Origin of the sequence: Sphingorhabdus sp., assembly GCF_046292425.1 — a bacterium.
GTDB lineage: Bacteria > Pseudomonadota > Alphaproteobacteria > Sphingomonadales > Sphingomonadaceae > Sphingorhabdus_B.
The window spans coordinates 20551-37230 of record NZ_JBKBQV010000024.1; the positions used below are offsets into that span (position 1 = coordinate 20551).

Annotated in this window: 16 protein-coding genes and 1 tRNA gene; 4 read left to right on the top strand and 13 right to left on the bottom strand. The window is 54.7% G+C overall.

Annotated elements, in window-relative coordinates; translation table 11 throughout:
* Window positions 1-351: 351 nt before the first annotated feature.
* Window positions 352-441, bottom strand: a tRNA-Ser gene (locus tag ACK4S7_RS06875).
* Window positions 442-574: 133 nt separating this feature from the next.
* Here ACK4S7_RS06875 and hspQ point away from each other — a divergent pair.
* A complete protein-coding gene (hspQ, locus tag ACK4S7_RS06880; protein ID WP_409645327.1) occupies window positions 575-925 on the top strand; it encodes a heat shock protein HspQ in 351 nt (116 codons plus the stop codon).
* Here hspQ and ACK4S7_RS06885 read toward each other — a convergent pair.
* From ACK4S7_RS06885 to ACK4S7_RS06910, 6 genes are all read right to left on the bottom strand, one after another.
* A complete protein-coding gene (locus ACK4S7_RS06885) occupies window positions 919-1935 on the bottom strand; it encodes an SO2930 family diheme c-type cytochrome (protein WP_409645328.1) in 1017 nt (338 codons plus the stop codon). The two genes, hspQ and ACK4S7_RS06885, sit on opposite strands and share 7 nt — an antisense overlap.
* A complete protein-coding gene (locus ACK4S7_RS06890) occupies window positions 1935-3134 on the bottom strand; it encodes a parallel beta-helix domain-containing protein (protein WP_409645329.1) in 1200 nt (399 codons plus the stop codon). The genes ACK4S7_RS06885 and ACK4S7_RS06890 overlap by 1 nt, the downstream gene beginning before the upstream one ends.
* Window positions 3135-3181: 47 nt before the next feature.
* On the bottom strand, window positions 3182-3880 hold the full coding sequence (locus ACK4S7_RS06895; RefSeq protein WP_409645330.1) for an aspartate/glutamate racemase family protein: 699 nt from the start codon (window positions 3878-3880) through the stop codon (window positions 3182-3184).
* Window positions 3881-3960: 80 nt separating this feature from the next.
* Window positions 3961-5343, bottom strand: a complete 1383-nt coding sequence (locus ACK4S7_RS06900) for an NAD(P)(+) transhydrogenase (Re/Si-specific) subunit beta (protein ID WP_409645343.1) — start codon at window positions 5341-5343, stop codon at window positions 3961-3963.
* A 31-nt stretch (window positions 5344-5374) separates the two neighbouring features.
* Window positions 5375-5656 (bottom strand): NAD(P) transhydrogenase subunit alpha, encoded by a 282-nt coding sequence (locus ACK4S7_RS06905; protein WP_409645332.1) that lies wholly within the window; start codon window positions 5654-5656, stop codon window positions 5375-5377.
* Window positions 5657-5665: 9 nt separating this feature from the next.
* Window positions 5666-6796, bottom strand: coding sequence for a Re/Si-specific NAD(P)(+) transhydrogenase subunit alpha (locus ACK4S7_RS06910; RefSeq protein ID WP_409645333.1), 1131 nt, complete (start codon window positions 6794-6796; stop codon window positions 5666-5668).
* A 290-nt stretch (window positions 6797-7086) separates the two neighbouring features.
* Here ACK4S7_RS06910 and ACK4S7_RS06915 point away from each other — a divergent pair, with 290 nt between their 5' ends.
* Window positions 7087-8514: a sigma-54-dependent transcriptional regulator gene (locus ACK4S7_RS06915; protein WP_409645344.1), complete on the top strand. Its 1428-nt coding sequence runs from the start codon at window positions 7087-7089 to the stop codon at window positions 8512-8514.
* On the opposite strand, the gene ACK4S7_RS06920 is transcribed toward ACK4S7_RS06915, so the two are convergent.
* From ACK4S7_RS06920 to glmM, 6 genes are all read right to left on the bottom strand, one after another.
* Complete coding sequence (locus ACK4S7_RS06920) at window positions 8511-8930, bottom strand: DUF2177 family protein (RefSeq protein WP_409645335.1); 420 nt, start codon at window positions 8928-8930, stop codon at window positions 8511-8513. The genes ACK4S7_RS06915 and ACK4S7_RS06920 overlap by 4 nt on opposite strands.
* Window positions 8931-9007: 77 nt before the next feature.
* A complete protein-coding gene (gene folP / locus ACK4S7_RS06925; protein ID WP_409645336.1) occupies window positions 9008-10099 on the bottom strand; it encodes a dihydropteroate synthase in 1092 nt (363 codons plus the stop codon).
* A complete protein-coding gene (locus ACK4S7_RS06930) occupies window positions 10096-11226 on the bottom strand; it encodes a site-specific DNA-methyltransferase (RefSeq protein WP_409645337.1) in 1131 nt (376 codons plus the stop codon). The genes folP and ACK4S7_RS06930 overlap by 4 nt, the downstream gene beginning before the upstream one ends.
* 211 nt (window positions 11227-11437) lie before the next feature.
* Window positions 11438-12019: a ribonuclease HII gene (locus tag ACK4S7_RS06935; RefSeq protein ID WP_409645345.1), complete on the bottom strand. Its 582-nt coding sequence runs from the start codon at window positions 12017-12019 to the stop codon at window positions 11438-11440.
* A complete protein-coding gene (gene thiD / locus ACK4S7_RS06940) occupies window positions 12016-13158 on the bottom strand; it encodes a bifunctional hydroxymethylpyrimidine kinase/phosphomethylpyrimidine kinase (RefSeq protein WP_409645338.1) in 1143 nt (380 codons plus the stop codon). Before thiD ends, ACK4S7_RS06935 begins: the two co-directional genes overlap by 4 nt.
* Window positions 13158-14498 (bottom strand): phosphoglucosamine mutase, encoded by a 1341-nt coding sequence (glmM, locus tag ACK4S7_RS06945; RefSeq protein ID WP_409645339.1) that lies wholly within the window; start codon window positions 14496-14498, stop codon window positions 13158-13160. Before glmM ends, thiD begins: the two co-directional genes overlap by 1 nt.
* A 96-nt stretch (window positions 14499-14594) precedes the next feature.
* Here glmM and ACK4S7_RS06950 point away from each other — a divergent pair, with 96 nt between their 5' ends.
* Both ACK4S7_RS06950 and ACK4S7_RS06955 read left to right on the top strand, forming a co-directional pair.
* Window positions 14595-15839 carry a dicarboxylate/amino acid:cation symporter gene (locus tag ACK4S7_RS06950; RefSeq protein ID WP_409645340.1) on the top strand — a complete coding sequence of 415 codons (1245 nt, stop codon included), beginning with the start codon at window positions 14595-14597 and terminating at the stop codon, window positions 15837-15839.
* On the top strand, window positions 15826-16680 hold an 855-nt coding region (locus ACK4S7_RS06955), incomplete at its 3' end, for an aldo/keto reductase (RefSeq protein WP_409645341.1). The genes ACK4S7_RS06950 and ACK4S7_RS06955, both read left to right, overlap by 14 nt.

Sequence of the window (16680 nt, forward strand, 5' to 3'; positions counted from 1 at the left end):
AAGCGCGGTCTAGCGCACGCATGCCCGTGGGCAGCGCTTTCGACCAATATTGCATTTTCATTATTTACCCTCTGCGCGATATAACTGCTTAAGGCCCCCGCTTGGTAATCGCCTATAAACCCTAATATCCGGTTAATCCCACGGGTTTCTGCGGGTTTAAGGGGAGCGGTTGCGTCAATCCGACGAACAGAAAAATTGAATATTTTTAGGGCGTTCGACGTATATTGAGAGTGATCCGTCTCATTTTTAAAACGCAAATTTCGTCGTTTGGGCAGAAAATATGCTGCCAAAACGCAATTACATGCCCAGCAAGATACACTCGTCGACCGGAATCGTCAGTTTTGAGGCAACTGGCGGAGAGATAGGGATTCGAACCCTAGGTACCGTCACCGGCACGCCGCATTTCGAGTGCGGTGCTTTCGACCACTCAGCCATCTCTCCGCAGAGCCAAGGGACTGGTCATTGCCGTAAAATACAGCGCGCCCCTTAGACAGAGCGGGGCCATTAACTGAAGTTTTGCGCTTTGCCAAGACACAAGGTTGATTTGCGCGGCAGAAGATATGATATTGTAGTCATGATGGAACAGATTACCCCACCCGAAATAGCAGAAGCCGCGTTTTCAATTGGCGATGTTGTCCGCCACCGCATATTCGATTTTCGCGGGGTGGTTTTCGACATTGATCCAGTTTTTGCCAATAGCGAGGAGTGGTATCAATCAATCCCGGAGCCCGTGCGGCCTGCCAAGGATCAGCCATTTTACCACCTTTTCGCCGAAAACGCAGAAAGCAGCTACATTGCGTATGTGAGCCAGCAAAATTTGCTGCCCGACCATCAACAGGGTCCAATAGATCATCCGGGCATTAACGCTGTCTTCGAAGGTTGGAACGGCGATCAGTATCAATTGAAACGATTGATGCGTCAGTGACCTGTTGTTGGCATTGAGGCGATCCAATCGCGGATCAGATCGACGCCTTCTTCATGCACGGTTGCGCGGCCCAATTCCGGCATTGCGATACCTGGGTCTGTGCTTTCCATCCGTTTAACAAGGATTGATCGCTCCGGCTGGCCCGGCGCAATAATGAAATCCAGATCGCCGCTAGCTCGTCCTGCGGCAACTGGTCTTTTACCCATACCCATTGCGACCGGATCGCGTGACGAACCATCCAGAAAGAGTCCGCTATTGCTCGCTGACCCTTTGGGCGCATGACAATGGCCACAATTTATGTTGAGATATTGTTTCGCGCGTTCGTCCAACGACGCCGCGTCGCCCTTGTCCCATACCGCAAAGGATGGAAGCTGCGCTAAGGTTGGCAACATATGGGAAAGCCGCTGCCGGTCACCGTCGCGCGTAAAGTTCATATTTTGCCAGACGGGGCCGATGGGCATGATGTCATTTGCGACAGAGTGACACTGTTTGCACTGGTTCTTGTTGGGTACACTGTAGCTGATAGATGTCTTTGTTCCGTTACGATCAAATACGACTGGAATTCGCGTTCCGCCGACGCGCAAGTCAGCATCAGACCTGTCCTTGCGCCACACATAGGGTAACGCTACCCACCCTGAAGCTTTGTGCAACAGCACACGGGTTTCTATAACGTCCAGACCACCTGACGCTGCCGGGTAGCCAAAGCTTTTGATCAGGGCTGCGCCGACGGGAAAAATAAGCCGTCCATCTTTATCCGCCGTGATATTTGCCCCTGCCGGTAAAAAAATAAATCGCTGTTTTGTTGCGTAATCGCTGAATAACGGTGTGCGCAGTTCATATGGGATGAGCTTCTTTGACGGCCTTGCAACGCTGCCGTCGAAGAATCCAAATTCTGACAGCGTCGGCGGATTTTCTGAAACAACAACCTTTGCTTCTGATATATCATCCGAAGCAGCATAGGTTGCTACCGCGGCTGAAAAACATGCCAGAAACGGCAGTACCAAACGCATCAGCGGACTACGGCTTCCATAGCCTCAGGCAATATAATGGCGGGTAGGCTGGCGGGGCGCGACGTCGAACGCGGCAACGGAACGGGTTGTGCAGTTGCTGTATCTGCCTTCAGGTCATTAAGGCCGAGCGATAAAGCTGCAACCTCGTCCTGTATGATTGGCCTCAGGTCAGCGCCCCCCGTACCATCCCAGAAAATCGCAGGAAAACTTCCGCCCATCGCGGCTGCGATTTCCGCACCACCGCGGAACTGCGGCGCCCATCCAGCGCGACTATGTTGGTTATCCCTGATCACAACATCTCGTGGCGTCGGGTCGTATTTGGGGTCGTCAAAGGGAAACCGATAGCCAACGACCATGATATTCGTCGTCCCGTTCTCGCCGATAACATTGTCGAAAATTTCTATCTTGCGATTGGCCATAACCATGATGCCCGTTCCGGTTGGCACATTGGCGACAATATTGCCCTTTGGAGCAAAATTCTGGGTCATATTGTCGACAATAATGTTACCGAAAATGCGGACATTATGCCCACCCATTTGCGGCAGGTTGGGCAAATCAAACACCAGAATTCCACCGGTATTATGGGTGGCAATGTTATCATACACGTCCGCATCAAAACTGTTTTCAATTTCAATCCCCGCCACATTTTCCACAGCGGTCGAATTGCGGACAATGATATTGCGCGACTGCCCCACATAGATACCTGCATCGGACGCCCCGCGCACAAAAACGGAATCTATTAAAACATCGGTGCTTTCAACTGGATAAATTCCATAGGCGCCATTTGATGTTTTTGCACCGCCCGTCCATTCCACACGCAGTTTGTGATAGACGATGCGGTCAGCGCCTTTGGATTTGATCCCGTCGCCTTTGCTGTTTTCAACTGCAAATTCTCTCAAGACGACATCATCGGAGGTAACCAGAATACCCTCGCCCGCCCCCTGCTGCCCCGAAAAATCCAATGTGGTTTCGAGGCCGCCCTGGCCCTTGACGGTGACTCGGTCAACGTCGAGTGACAGACCATCCGTCAGACTGAACCTGCCCGCTGCAAGCTCGACAATGTCTCCGGGTTCAGCGGCAATCAACGCTTCCTGCAATCGTTCCTGTGCGCCGTCGCCGGGCGTTACCAAGATGGTCTTTGCAAAAGCAGGTTGAACGAGCGCGCTCAAAGCTGCGCCAGCGACTATCAGGTCCCTCATCCTCATTTTGGCAACATGCCTCACAGGACGATAAATGCCAAGTAAGATTAAACAGCCCCTCCCAAAATCCACTCTACTCCAGCATCCGCGTGAATTTCAGTGCTGTCATAGATGGGCAGTACATTGGCCTTGGTGTCAACAATCATGCTCAATTCGGTACAGCCCAGCACAACGGCCTTAATTCCTGCCTGGTCGATCTCGGTAATGATTGTCTTAAGCGTCCGTTCGGAATCGCGCTTCACGATACCATGCATCAACTCGTGATAAATAATGCGATCAAGGTCCTGAACATCGTCCATCTCCGCCGGCAACAGCGAAACGCCATGCTTTACCAGACGCTGGCGATACCAGTTTTCGGCCATCACATTTGCCGTCCCAAGCAAGGCGGCAGATTGAACTCCATTAGCCTTCATCTTTTCGCCTACCGCATCCGCGATATGGACCAGCGGAATAGAGACAGAGGCAGTCACCTCATCAAAAACTTTGTGCATGCTGTTCGCGCAAATGAGCAGAGCAGTCGCACCTGCCTGCTCCAAACGACGGGCCGAGGTTATTAACACCTCGCCGACATGCGCCCAATCCTCTTCCGTGCTCGCCTTGCCGACGTCGCAAAAATTCAGGCTCTCGATCAGAAGCGGGGCGTTGCATGTCCCGTTTGTGCGACGCAGGACCTGTTTATTGATGCGGGCATAATAGAGTTCTGTGGAATACCAGCTCAAGCCGCCAATTAGACCAAGTTTGCGCATTTCCGTCACCCTGCCAGAGAATCAAATACCGCCCCAAGATGGCTCAGGGCGGTGTTTGATTGTCGATAGCGTGAACTGCCCTAGTGCTGCAAGGCCTTCACGATATCCTCGCACATCTTCTTTGCATCAGCGAGAAGCATCATGGTTTGATCCATGTAAAACACATCATTGTCGACACCAGCATAGCCAACACCGCCCATGGACCGCTTTACGAAGAATACGGTTTTTGCCTTATCCACGTCAAACACGGGCATGCCATAAATGGGCGATGTCTTGTCGGTTTTCGCGGCAGGGTTTACCACGTCATTGGCTCCAATGATGAAGGCCACATCCGCCTGGGCAAATTCGCTATTGATATCCTCAAGTTCGAAAACTTCGTCATAAGGCACCGATGCCTCCGCCAACAGCACGTTCATGTGACCGGGCATACGTCCGGCGACAGGGTGGATTGCGTATTTCACGCTCACGCCCTGTTTCTTGAGGACATCCGACATCTCCCGCAGGGCGTGCTGCGCCTGCGCTACCGCCATACCATAACCCGGCACGATGATGACGCTTTCGGCCTGCTGCATCATATAGGCAGCATCCTCGGCAGAGCCGCGCTTCCAAGGACGCTGCTCTTTTGCTTCCCCACTGGATACGGCTGCTTCGGCGCCAAATCCTCCAGCAATCACGCTGATGAAACTACGGTTCATGGCCTTGCACATAATGTACGACAGGATTGCGCCGGACGATCCCACCAGCGCGCCAGTGATGATCATGGCCGTATTGTGCAATGTGAAGCCCATGGCAGCAGCAGCCCAGCCCGAATAGCTGTTCAGCATGGACACAACAACCGGCATGTCCGCCCCACCGATAGGGATGATAAGCAAAAAGCCGATCAGGAATGCAAGTGCGGTTACCGTCCAGAAAATCCAGGGACTTTGGTCAATGGTAAAATAGCCGATAAGGCCAATGATGGCTGCCAGGGTGCCGAGATTGATGACGTGTCTCAACGGCAACAATATAGGGGCACCGGACATCTTGCCAGCCAGCTTCAGGAAGGCAATTACCGAACCTGAAAAAGTTATTGCACCAATTGCGATACCAAGGCCCATTTCAACACGGCTGACGGGGTTGATGAGGCCGTCGGCATCAACGATTCCAAATGCTTCAGGGTTGAGGAAAGCTGCAGCGGCAACCAAAACGGCTGCCAAGCCTACAAGCGAGTGGAACGCTGCGACAAGCTGCGGCATATCCGTCATTGCAATCTTGCGTGCAATCACCCAGCCTACGCCGCCGCCGACAGCAATTGCGGCTAGAATTTCTGGCAGAGACGCAACGTCATGTGTTATCAATGTGGTGACTACAGCAATCAACATGCCGGCCATGCCGAAGCGGTTGCCGCGCTGTGAGGTTGCCGGCGAGGAAAGCCCACGCAAAGCAAGAATGAATAATACGCCCGAGATCAAATAAGCGAGCATGACCCAAGCGGGAGGAGCGGTATGTTCCAACTCAGCGCTCCTTTTTCTTATACATGGCCAGCATACGCGCCGTGACGGCAAAGCCGCCGAAAATGTTGACGCTCGCCAGCGCCACGGCGATTAGCCCAAGCCATTTGGCCGTAGGCGAACCCGCCGCGGCAGAAGCAATCAAGGCACCAACGATGATGACCGAAGAAATCGCGTTGGTCACGGCCATCAACGGCGTGTGCAGCGCAGGTGTAACTGACCAGACGACATAATAACCCACAAAACAGGCCATCACGAAGATGGATAAAATTGAAATAAAGTCCATTATGCCCCCTTACGCCAACAGGCGTTCATTCACGACCTTGCCATCTTTAGTCAGGCGAATTGCTGCGGTAATTTCATCGTCATCGGGCAAAACGGGCCTGCCAGCTTCCTTGTCCCAAAAGGCCGACAGAAAATTGAACAGATTGCGCGCATAAAGCGCCGATGCGTCTGCCGCCAAATGTGCGGGCGTGTTGCTATAGCCGACGATCTTAACGCCATGCTTGATGACGATCTCGTCTGCCTTCGATCCTTCCACATTACCGCCCTGGGCGACCGCGAGATCGAAAATGACTGAGCCAGGCTTCATACTTGCGATTTGCGCATCCGACACCAAACGTGGTGCCGGGCGGCCCGGAATCAATGCCGTGGTGATCACAATGTCTTGCTTGGCGATGTGTGCGGATACCAACTCCGCCTGCGCCGCCTTATATTCGTCGGACATCTCGGTTGCGTATCCGCCAGCACCTTCGCCTTCAATACCGGCAACATTCTCAACGAAAATCGCCTTGGCGCCCAAGGATTCTATCTGTTCCTTAGTGGCAGAACGCACATCGGTAGCTGAAACCTGAGCGCCTAAGCGGCGCGCGGTCGCAATTGCCTGAAGCCCCGCTACACCAACGCCCATGATAAAGGCCTTGGCGGCGCTCACCGTGCCCGCAGCGGTCATCATCATTGGAAAGGCACGGCCGTAAACCGAAGCTGCCTCAATTACGGCCTTGTAGCCCGAGAGGTTCGACTGCGAAGACAAAATGTCCATTGACTGTGCGCGGGTGATCCGTGGCATGAACTCCATCGCCAGTGCCTCAACGCCAGCCTTGGCATAGTCGTCGACGCGCGTGCGCTGGCCAAACGGGTCCAGTCCAGCAACCAACCAGGCACCAGACGCCATTCCCGTCAGCGCCTTTGGATCTGGCCCCTGAACGCCAAGGATGATATCTGCATCCTTTAACACTGAAGCAAGGTTTCCTAACGACGCGCCAGCGCCTGCATAGTCGCTGTCACCAATAGAAGCCGCAGCCCCCGCGCCATTCTCAACAGAAACTGTCGCACCTAGTGTGACAAATTTCTTGACGGTTTCAGGGGAAGCAGCAACGCGGGTTTCGCCGGGAGTGGACTCCCTCAGTACAGCGATCTTTACCACTTAAGCCGCGCGGCTTGCGATTATCAAAACCACTATGGTTGTCACGATCGCGGTAACGATAGTGCCCCATTTAAAAAATGTGACGAAACTCGAATATGTCTCTTTCGCAGGTCCAAGGTCGTGATCGTTTGTCAAAACAGCCTCCAGGTAAACTAATATTACGTAAGAGCCTTAACTCCTGAATTTCCAATGCTCAAGCAGGTTACGCAAAGAAAATATCGTTGCTGCTTAATCGGCTCTTTACCCATTCGCGTTACCAACCGCTCCAGGGACCATAAATGGATGGCGCAATGCAGGAACGAGAGACACGTTTATTGATGCTTGTGGATGATGAGCCGGCGCAGTGCAGGCTTGTTTCCGCGATTGCTTCGCGTGCGGGTTGGCGCACCGTATTTGCCCGCGACGCGGAAACCGCTATTGCTATGTTAGGCACTCAAGACGGCATGATGCTGGACGCTATCCTGCTTGACCAATGGGTTCCGGGCGCCGATTCCGCGTCCCTTATATCTGAACTCAAGTCGCGACGCCCTGCCCTGCCCATTTTGCTCATGACTTCAATTGGCTCGAACGAAGCTGCCATCGGCGCAATGCGCGCTGGGGCATCTGATTATATCATCAAACCTGTGGCACCCGAACGGCTCATTGCCGCGCTGAGCATGGCCGCTGACAAAAGCAAACAATTGGGCGAGCTCCACCCGCTGACAGAAAAAATCACGCAGCCCCTCGCCTTTGAAGAGATTATTGGCTCCGCCCCTGCATTCCGCACGGCATTGGCTATTGCCGCAAAAGCCGCGCGGAGTCGTGCTCCTGTATTTATTGAAGGCGAATATGGCGTCGGTAAGGAAGTCGTCGCGGACGCGATTCAAGCTGCCAGTCCTCGCTCCAAATTGCCGTATCTAAAGGTGAACTGCGGCGCGATTTCCGGCACTTTGCTGGACTCGGTTCTTTTCGGGCACGAAAAAGATGCATTTGCCGGCGCTTTCGACCGGCGCATCGGCATTTTCCAGCAGGCCGAAGGCGGCACTGTGTTTCTGGACGAAGTCGATCAGCTTCCCCCCGAAACACAGGTGCGTCTGGTGCGTTTGCTCACCCAGAACGAAATTTCGCCCCTTGGCGCATCCCACAGCTATCGCATTGATGTCCGGCTTCTGTCTGCCAGCAACTCAAATTTGAGCGAAAAGTTGGCAAGTGGGGAATTTCGCGAGGACCTTTATTATCGGCTGAATGTTGTCCAGCTCACAATTCCGCCTTTGCGGGAGCGCACTTCGGATATTCCGGCATTGGCGCGTCACTTTCTCGGCCGCATGGCCAGCCAGCCAGGACTTCGTAGTCTTGGCATTACTGACGAAGCACTGACGATGCTTCGTGGCTATGACTGGCCGGGCAATGTGCGCCAGTTGCAAAGTGCCTTGTTCCGCGCTGCAGTGCTATGCGATCGCGATGCGTTGACACCCGAGGAATTTCCGCAGATCTCGGCAACCGTTGGTGTTCCGGGCAATGGCGGTTCTGGCGGCGCGGGGTCCAACGATGGTATCGGTGTCACATTATACGAAAATGACGGCAACATGCGACCGCTTGAAGAAATCGAGGCAGACGTTATCCGCCTTGCTATTGGCCATTATCGTGGCCGCATGACGGAGGTTGCCCGCAGGTTAGGCATCGGCAGGTCAACCTTATACCGCAAACTTGCTGATCTGGGGATCAGCGACGCTGCTTAGGCACTTTTACCCAGCAAAGCCTGCGTGATCCAAAAACCGGCGAGCGAGGCCGAGCCCGTCAAAAACGTGCCCCAAATAATATCAAGCACAGTGACTTTCGTGCTCCACACCTTCAGCGTGGCATAATTGGTCAGGTCGTAGGTCATGTAACAAAAAAAGCCGAGCAATGCACCCCACACAAGCGCAGTCTGCCACTTTCCAGTCAGCAATGCCGGACCGACAGCAAATATCATCATGCCTAGAATATACAGCAGATAAAAGATGATCGCGGGCCCCATACGAAAGCCGCCCTTCATCAACAGCTCGCCGATTTCCGGCTGATAGAGGCGGGTATACATTGTCCGCAGCCAGACGCTGTCAATAAGCGCAAAAGCGATGCCGGTAGCGATATAGCCGACGATGTATTTTAAAAGCATTCCGATTTTTCTCCCCTCAGACGTATCGATGCTGCCTGTGGAAACGACTAGGGTCAATGTAGCCAAATGGCTGTAGGTTAAATCGACGCCGTCAATGCTGCGTCGCGAAGACCTCGCCAAACCTGAACAGCCTGTACGGTTTCTGCAGCATCATGCACCCTGACAATATGCGCGCCCTGTTCTACCGCCTTCATCGCTAGGAAGATTGACCCGCCAAGGCGCTTCTCCGGACCAGCTTCGTTGGAAAGCGCCCCAATCAACCTTTTGCGGCTCGCGCCAAACAATATCGCGCAACCCAGGCCATGATAAATCGCCAGATTGTTGATGATGGCCAGATTCTCGGTCAAGGACTTTCCGAACCCGACGCCCGGATCGACCAGTATTTTGTCACGCGACAACCCTGCAGCATCGACCGCGGAAACGCGCTGTTCAAGCCAATCGAAAACGTCGCAAACGACATCATCATAGCCCCCGTCCTTGTGTGGGTCACTGCTTTGGCTTGGGGCATGCATCAGGACGACGGGCACGTCGCTGGCACGGGCAACGTCCAGCGCACGGTCATCATACAATAGCGCAGAGATGTCGTTGATCATAGCAGCGCCAGCCCGAACAGCCCCCTCCATGACGGACGCTTTGCGCGTATCCACAGAAACTGCGGTCCCCGCACCCGCCAATCTGCCGATAAGCTGCTCGATGCGGGCAAGTTCGTCGCCTTCCCATACCAAAGCTGCACCGGGACGGGTGGATTCTCCCCCCACATCAATCATTGCTGCGCCGGCACTCGACATCGCAAAGGCGGCTTCTAGCGCGTCCTCGGGGTCGAAATTTTTGCCCCCATCAGAAAAACTGTCCGGCGTCGCGTTGATGATGCCCATCACATGCGGTTGATCCAGCCTGATCGTTCGCGTGCCCATTTGAAGCGCGGCACGGGTCGCGGTAATGCGCCCAAGCAATAAAGCGCATCGTTCGCGTGCCATTTCTGGAATACCGGCAACGAAATCTGCCCAGCGACTGACCGAAATGATTTGTCGCTTTGTACCCGCATGACTTCGTTCGATATACTCGAGTTGCGAGAACCACAGCATCGTGCCTGCAAGGCGCAAGCTTTCCCCTTCGTGCCGCTGCGGGCTTTCGACAAAGCCGGTCGGACGAAGATAGATTTTGTTCACGGCTCGGTTGCAAGCAGATAGGTTTGGCGTAAGTCGTCAATTGGCTTCATCGCGCCATCTGCAGCGGCATAATGCCAATAGGTCCAGCCATTGCAGCTCGGGGCGTTCTGAATTGAAGACCCGACCTTGTGAATCGATCCATCAATAACGCCGCAAATAATCGAACCATCCGCGCGAACAATTGCCTCAAACTGGCGCTTGCGGTCGAACAGCTTCGTGCCTGGGTTCAAATATCCCGCTTCCACCAGTTGGCCGAATGCAACCTTTGGCGCAGACTTCGGTGACTGCATGGTTTTGATGGCAGTTTCGTCAAGCGGCAGTGCGGCGGCAATGCGTTCTTCGGCCACTTCGCAATAGACTGCTTCGCGTTCGCAGCCAATCCAGTCCCGACCAAGGCGCCGAGCAACTGCGCCAGTCGTTCCGGTCCCGAAAAACGGGTCAAGGACGACGTCGCCGGGCTTGGTGCAGGCGAGCAAAATGCGATATAGCAACGCCTCTGGCTTTTGCGTTGGGTGCGCTTTCACCCCATTTCGCTTCAAGCGCTCCTGACCGCCGCAAATCGGGATCAGCCAGTCCGACCGCATCTGAAGCTCGTCATTCAGCGTCTTCATCGCGCGATAATTGAATGTATATTTCGATTTCTCGCTTTTGGATGCCCAGATCAGCGTCTCATGCGCATTTGTGAACCGTGTCCCTTTAAAATTGGGCATTGGGTTGGACTTGCGCCAGACGATGTCATTCAGGATCCAATATCCGGCGTCCTGCACCGCGGTGCCTACCCTGAAAATATTGTGGTAGCTGCCAATTACCCACAGCGAACCATTGGGTTTTAATATGCGACGCGCCTCCGCCAGCCATTCGCGTGTGAATTTGTCATAAATGGCGAAGCTTGCAAATTTGTCCCACTCGTCATTGACAGCGTCAACCTTGCTGTTGTCCGGACGTAACAAATCACCGCCCAGTTGCAAATTATAGGGCGGGTCAGCGAAGACCATATCAATGGAGCAATCCGGCAACGAGCGCATGGCCTCAATACAGTCCATGCGTAAAATCTGGTTAAGCGGCAGATCAGGCGCCGACGCCAGCTTTGATTTTGTTGCTGGTCTGATTTTCTCGATAACACCCATCACTTACTCCCCTGGCGCTTGCCATCCTTCGATGAGTCAGCGCGGGCCACAGGTCAAGGACGTTGAATGGGAGAGAATTGCCGCAATGAACGGCACGGTGTCCTGGAACATACGGAACGAAACGAGTCCGGCACAAGATGTGGAGTCTGGAGAATCTTGGCAGACTCAACCCCTAGTGGTGTTACCCGAAGGACTCACTGGCGAAAAAAAACTACAACAACACCAGTTGCGAGACCGGCGCAAAGCTTTTGCGATGCAAAGGCGTAGGGCCATGTTCGCGAAGCGCCGCCAGATGGTCAGGCGTTCCATAGCCTTTGTTCTTCTCCCAGCCATAATGTCTGTGCTGCAGCGCGGCCGCACACATCATCCTGTCCCTATGTTCCTTGGCAATAATAGAAGCTGCCGAAATGCACGGTTCAACCGCGTCGCCACCGACAATCGCGCGCGCAGTCCAGCGCCATTCGGGTCGCCGTCCGGCAGGCGTCATGTTGCCATCAACCAAAACCTCAAGCGGGTCACATCCAAGCTTTGCGCACAAGGCATCAACGGCCAATGTCATGGCGAGCATTGTGGCACCAAAAATGTTCAGGCGGTCAATATCGTCAACCTCGACGATGCCTACAGCCCATTGGCAGCGGCGCTTGATTGTGGCTTCCAGCTCTGCCCGCCGCGCAGCCGTGAGTTTCTTGCTGTCGTCCAGTCCGGAAGGCCGGGGCTTGCACAAAAGCACCGCCGCGGCGACAACTGGCCCTGCAAGCGGCCCGCGCCCTGCCTCGTCCACGCCAACAATCATATCCGCCACGCGGGATAGCGCCGGTGCTCGCCGGCACTGTACAGGCAAACCAAATTGCCCGCAGGGTCAAGCAATCGCGCCTCACGCCATCCCCAGATTTCATCCTGCGGCATCTGTTCAAAGACATAACCTTCGCTGACCAGTTCAGTCACCCACGCATCAAGCCGCTTGCTTTCAAAATATACTACAGTTGACGTTGCGCTATCGTCATTTTGGTGGATTGAAAATGTCACGCCGTTGGGCACTTCAAACCGCGCATAGCCATTGTCAGGGCTATGGACAATTTGCTGCAAACCAAGCGCCTTATAAAAGCCGACCGATGCCGCATAATCGCTGCACCCGACGGTGACCTGATTAAGCGATGGCCCTTCAACCATTGCATCTTCACGCACCGACTGGTGCCCCATTGGGCCATGGCCTTGCCCAAGACCAGGTGCGTCCAGAAGCGCAAGCCTGACAAAAAGACGCGCGCGCTCAATCGCGGGCAGAAGTTCCATCCCCTGCCCAAGCCCGGTCGCTATCGCCGTTGCCAATGTGCAACCGGTGCCATGCGTACTGCGCGTTTGAATGCGCGCATCGCTCCAGCTCTCGCTCTGCCCCGGCGCGAGATATAGCTGGTCGATAATGTCATCGCCATCCGCATGTCCGCCTTTGATCAGCAGGGGAATGCGACGTCCCAGCACTGCTTGCCTGCCGCCCAACACTTCAAGCTCAGGCAAATTAGGCGTCGTCAGCGTGGCAAGCCGCATGAGCCGTTCAAATGCCGATATGGTATCCGCGTCCGCCAATACCGCACCGCTGGTTGCAACCATTACCGGGTCGAATATGATTGGGCAGGACAAGTCCGACAGACTGTCCGCCACAGCATGGGCTGTATCGGCATTTCCAATCATCCCGATTTTGACCGCGTCCACGCCAATGTCGCTGACAACTGCGCTGATCTGGTCAATCACCATTTGTGTCGGAATCATGTGTACCGAATCAACGCCCAAGGTGTTCTGTGCGGTAACGGCAGTCACCGCTGTCATGGCATGACCACCAAGCATGGTCACGGTTTTGATATCCGCCTGAATGCCTGCCCCGCCGCCGCTATCGGAGCCAGCGATAAGTAATATCCTTGCAGGCGTGCCGTTCGCCATCAGGATGCCGCAGTCCTGACCGCGTCACAAATGCTGTCCACGATCCGCTCAACCTGCGCCGCATCGTCGCCTTCCGCCATCACACGAATGACCGGTTCTGTGCCGGAGGGACGGATAACCAAACGGCCATTGCCCGCGAGTTCGGCCTCCGCCTCGCCAATAATAGCCTGTACTTGCGCATTATCGAGCGGCTTGCCCCCTGAAAAGCGAACATTTTTGAGCAGTTGAGGAACCGGATCGAACAGATGAAGAAGTTCGCTCGCGGGCTTGCCGCTGGCTACAAGCTGCGTCAACACTTGCAAAGCTGCAATAGTGCCGTCACCCGTTGTAGCATGATCCAGCATGATCATATGGCCCGATTGTTCACCGCCAACATTTATACCGTGCCTGCGCATTTCTTCAAGAACGTAGCGATCGCCAACTTTTGCGCGGATGAGCCGTAAATCCTGAGTTTCGAGATAACGTTCAAGGCCGAGATTGGACATTACCGTGGCGACAATTCCGCCGCCAGTCAGCTTGCCACTGCGGTTCATTGCGCAACCCAGCAACGCCATTATCTGGTCGCCATCCACTACGCGTCCATGTTCGTCGACAACGATCAGCCGGTCGGCGTCGCCATCAAGCGCAATTCCAATATCAGCGCCAGAGGCGACCACCGTCTCCTGGAGCGTCGCGACGTGCGTTGACCCGACCTTGTGATTGATGTTCTTGCCGTTGGGCTCGATACCGATGGGCGTTACTTTTGCGCCAAGCTCCCAAATCGCGGTTGGTGCAACTTGGTATGCGGCACCATTGGCACAATCGAGCACGACATGCAGTCCGTCAAAACGGATATGTTCGGGCACCGACGCCTTGACTGCGTGGATGTACCGCCCGCGGCTGTCTTCGATCCGGCGCGCACGTCCGACATCAGCCGCGTCAGCCAGCGCAACGGGCGTATCAAGCAGGGCTTCAATCGCCAGTTCGTCCTCGTCCGACAATTTATAACCGTCAGGGCCAAAGAGCTTGATGCCATTATCTTCATAAGGATTATGACTGGCCGAAATCATGACGCCGAGATCAGCGCGCATTGAACGCGTAAGCAGGGCAACTGCAGGGGTCGGAATCGGACCAAACTGGACTACGTCCATACCGACGCTGGTAAAGCCTGCTACCAGCGCATTTTCAATCATATAGCCAGAAAGACGCGTGTCCTTGCCGATAACCACTCGATGCTTGTGGCCACCGCGCAGGAAATGCGTTCCCGCCGCTTGGCCGACCTTCATCGCCATTTCAGGCGTCATGGAACCTGCGTTGCTGCGTCCCCTGATACCGTCTGTTCCAAAATATTTGCGCGACATTTGCGTTCCTGCCATTTTGCGTTGTTTTACCGATTTTTCCGCGCTGCCAAGCCTCTCCCTTGCATAGGGACGGACAGGCTGGCAAGACCCGATACTATGTCTAACGCTACACGTATTCTTCTTGCGCTCGTGATCGGGCTTTCCCTTGGGGTTTTTGCAGCTGCGCAGATACCAGCCATCGGCACGCAAACCGCCTATTGGCTGGATATTGTCGGCTCCTTGTGGCTCAATGGGCTGCGGATGACCGTCGTGCCGCTGGTCGTAGCTCTACTTATTACGGGTATTGTGAAAAGTGCCGAAGCTGCCCGCGCTGGCCCCATGGCGGCGCGTACCGTGACATGGATTGTCTGCATGATGGTCCTGTCGGCGGCGATGGGCGCATTGCTAACGCCTGCTTTGCTGTCGTTATGGCCGATGCCAGCGGAAAGTGCGGCAGCATTGCGTGCGGCGCTGACCGCAGTTCCTGCGGTTGCAGACCAGCCACCGTTGCGCGACTTCATAGTCGCCCTCGTTCCCACCAATCCGATTTCGTCGGCGGCAAATGATTCGATATTGCCACTTCTGATCTTTACGCTGGTTTTTGCGTTTGCGGTCACACGCCTTGCGCAGGGGCCACGCGCGCAAATGGCAGGATTTTTCAGCGCACTCGCCGATGCAATGGTCATCGTCATTGAATGGGTGCTGAAACTCGCACCCATAGGGGTATTTGCTTTGGCCTTCGTCGTTGGCGCACGATCAGGGCTCGCGGCGTTGGGCGCGGTTGCCCATTATATTGTGACGGTTTCCATTGTTGGTATAATCGTCGGTGGCTTTGCATATCTGGTCGCGGTCTTTGCAGGAAAGGTCCGCTTCAGCGATTATGCGCGTCAAATCGCACCAGTGCAGGCCTTTGCTGTATCTACGCAGTCCTCTCTCGCCAGCTTGCCGCTGATGCTGAAAAAGGCAGAGGCGCTTGGTGTGCGCGAGTCGACCGCAGGGTTGGTGTTGCCGATGGCTGTCGCATTGTTGCGTGTTACGGGCCCTGCTATGAACCTGGCAGTCGCGCTTTATGTCGCCAGTTGGTTTGGTGTTGAGCTGGATGCCTTCGACTACAGCTTTGCGATTTTCATTGCAGCGCTCACATCGATGGGAGCGGTCAGTCTGCCCGGGTCGGTCAGCTTCATTACTTCAATCGCGCCAATTTGTCTGGCGCTCGGTATTCCGATTGAACCACTGGCGTTGTTGATAGCCGTCGAAACGTTACCCGACATTTTTCGGACAACTGGCAATGTGCAAATGGACGTCGCTCTCGCCACAGCAATCGAAGCTCCCGAAAAGGAAAAAATTAATGCAATATCGTGAACTCGGCCACGGGCTAAAGGTATCGGCGCTTGGCGTCGGCTGTATGCCGATGATTAAGGGCGGCAATATCACTTATGGCGAAGATGCCGACCCGGATGAGGCGGTCAAGACCATTCACCGCGCCATCGACCTTGGCATAAACTTTTTCGATACGGCGCAAATCTATGGCCCATTCCAGAATGAGGAATTGGTTGGCGAAGCCATTAAGGGCCGACGGGACGGGCTAATCATCGCCAGCAAGTTCGGGTTCAAATTTGATGGCGGCAACATTGTCGGCGTCGACGGGTCAGCCGCCAACGCAAAGTCCGCCGTCGAAGGAACATTGAAACGGTTGGGCATTGATTGTCTCGACCTGTATTATCAGCACCGCGTCGACCCCAACATCCCCATCGAAGAAACCGTTGGCGCAATGTCTGACCTTATTACCGAAGGCAAAATCAAACATATCGGCTTGTCAGAGGCTGGCCCCGAGACACTGCGCCGCGCGGCAGCTGTTGCACCGATCTCCGCTTTACAAAGCGAGTATTCATTGTGGGAACGCGATATAGAGGATGAAATTCTCCCGACCTGCCGCGCATTGGGCGTCGGCTTTGTCCCTTATTCGCCACTTGGGCGTGGGTTTCTAACCGGGTCATTCCGCAGCCTCGACGAATTGCCGGAAAATGACTGGCGGCGGCAAGACCCCCGTTTTCAGGGTGAGAACTTTGCGGCGAACCTCGCAATTGTGGACGTTGTGGGCGAGATTGCGAAGAAGCATGAAGCATCACACGCGCAAATCGCACTTGCGTGGTTGCTGTCGAATGTAAACGACATTGTTCCTATTCCCGGTTTCAAACGCCGC

Excerpts from the sequence above, each read along its gene's own strand:
- hspQ (WP_409645327.1), top strand. The coding sequence starts at position 575 with ATGATGGAACAGATTACCCCACCCGAAATAGCAGAAGCCGCGTTTTCA.
- ACK4S7_RS06885 (WP_409645328.1), bottom strand. The coding sequence starts at position 1,935 with ATGCGTTTGGTACTGCCGTTTCTGGCATGTTTTTCAGCCGCGGTAGCA.
- ACK4S7_RS06890 (WP_409645329.1), bottom strand. The coding sequence starts at position 3,134 with ATGAGGGACCTGATAGTCGCTGGCGCAGCTTTGAGCGCGCTCGTTCAA.
- ACK4S7_RS06895 (WP_409645330.1), bottom strand. The coding sequence starts at position 3,880 with ATGCGCAAACTTGGTCTAATTGGCGGCTTGAGCTGGTATTCCACAGAA.
- ACK4S7_RS06900 (WP_409645343.1), bottom strand. The coding sequence starts at position 5,343 with ATGCTCGCTTATTTGATCTCGGGCGTATTATTCATTCTTGCTTTGCGT.
- ACK4S7_RS06905 (WP_409645332.1), bottom strand. The coding sequence starts at position 5,656 with ATGGACTTTATTTCAATTTTATCCATCTTCGTGATGGCCTGTTTTGTG.
- ACK4S7_RS06915 (WP_409645344.1), top strand. The coding sequence starts at position 7,087 with ATGCAGGAACGAGAGACACGTTTATTGATGCTTGTGGATGATGAGCCG.
- ACK4S7_RS06920 (WP_409645335.1), bottom strand. The coding sequence starts at position 8,930 with ATGCTTTTAAAATACATCGTCGGCTATATCGCTACCGGCATCGCTTTT.
- ACK4S7_RS06930 (WP_409645337.1), bottom strand. The coding sequence starts at position 11,226 with ATGGGTGTTATCGAGAAAATCAGACCAGCAACAAAATCAAAGCTGGCG.
- ACK4S7_RS06935 (WP_409645345.1), bottom strand. The coding sequence starts at position 12,019 with ATGATTGTTGGCGTGGACGAGGCAGGGCGCGGGCCGCTTGCAGGGCCA.
- thiD (WP_409645338.1), bottom strand. The coding sequence starts at position 13,158 with ATGGCGAACGGCACGCCTGCAAGGATATTACTTATCGCTGGCTCCGAT.
- glmM (WP_409645339.1), bottom strand. The coding sequence starts at position 14,498 with ATGTCGCGCAAATATTTTGGAACAGACGGTATCAGGGGACGCAGCAAC.
- ACK4S7_RS06950 (WP_409645340.1), top strand. The coding sequence starts at position 14,595 with ATGTCTAACGCTACACGTATTCTTCTTGCGCTCGTGATCGGGCTTTCC.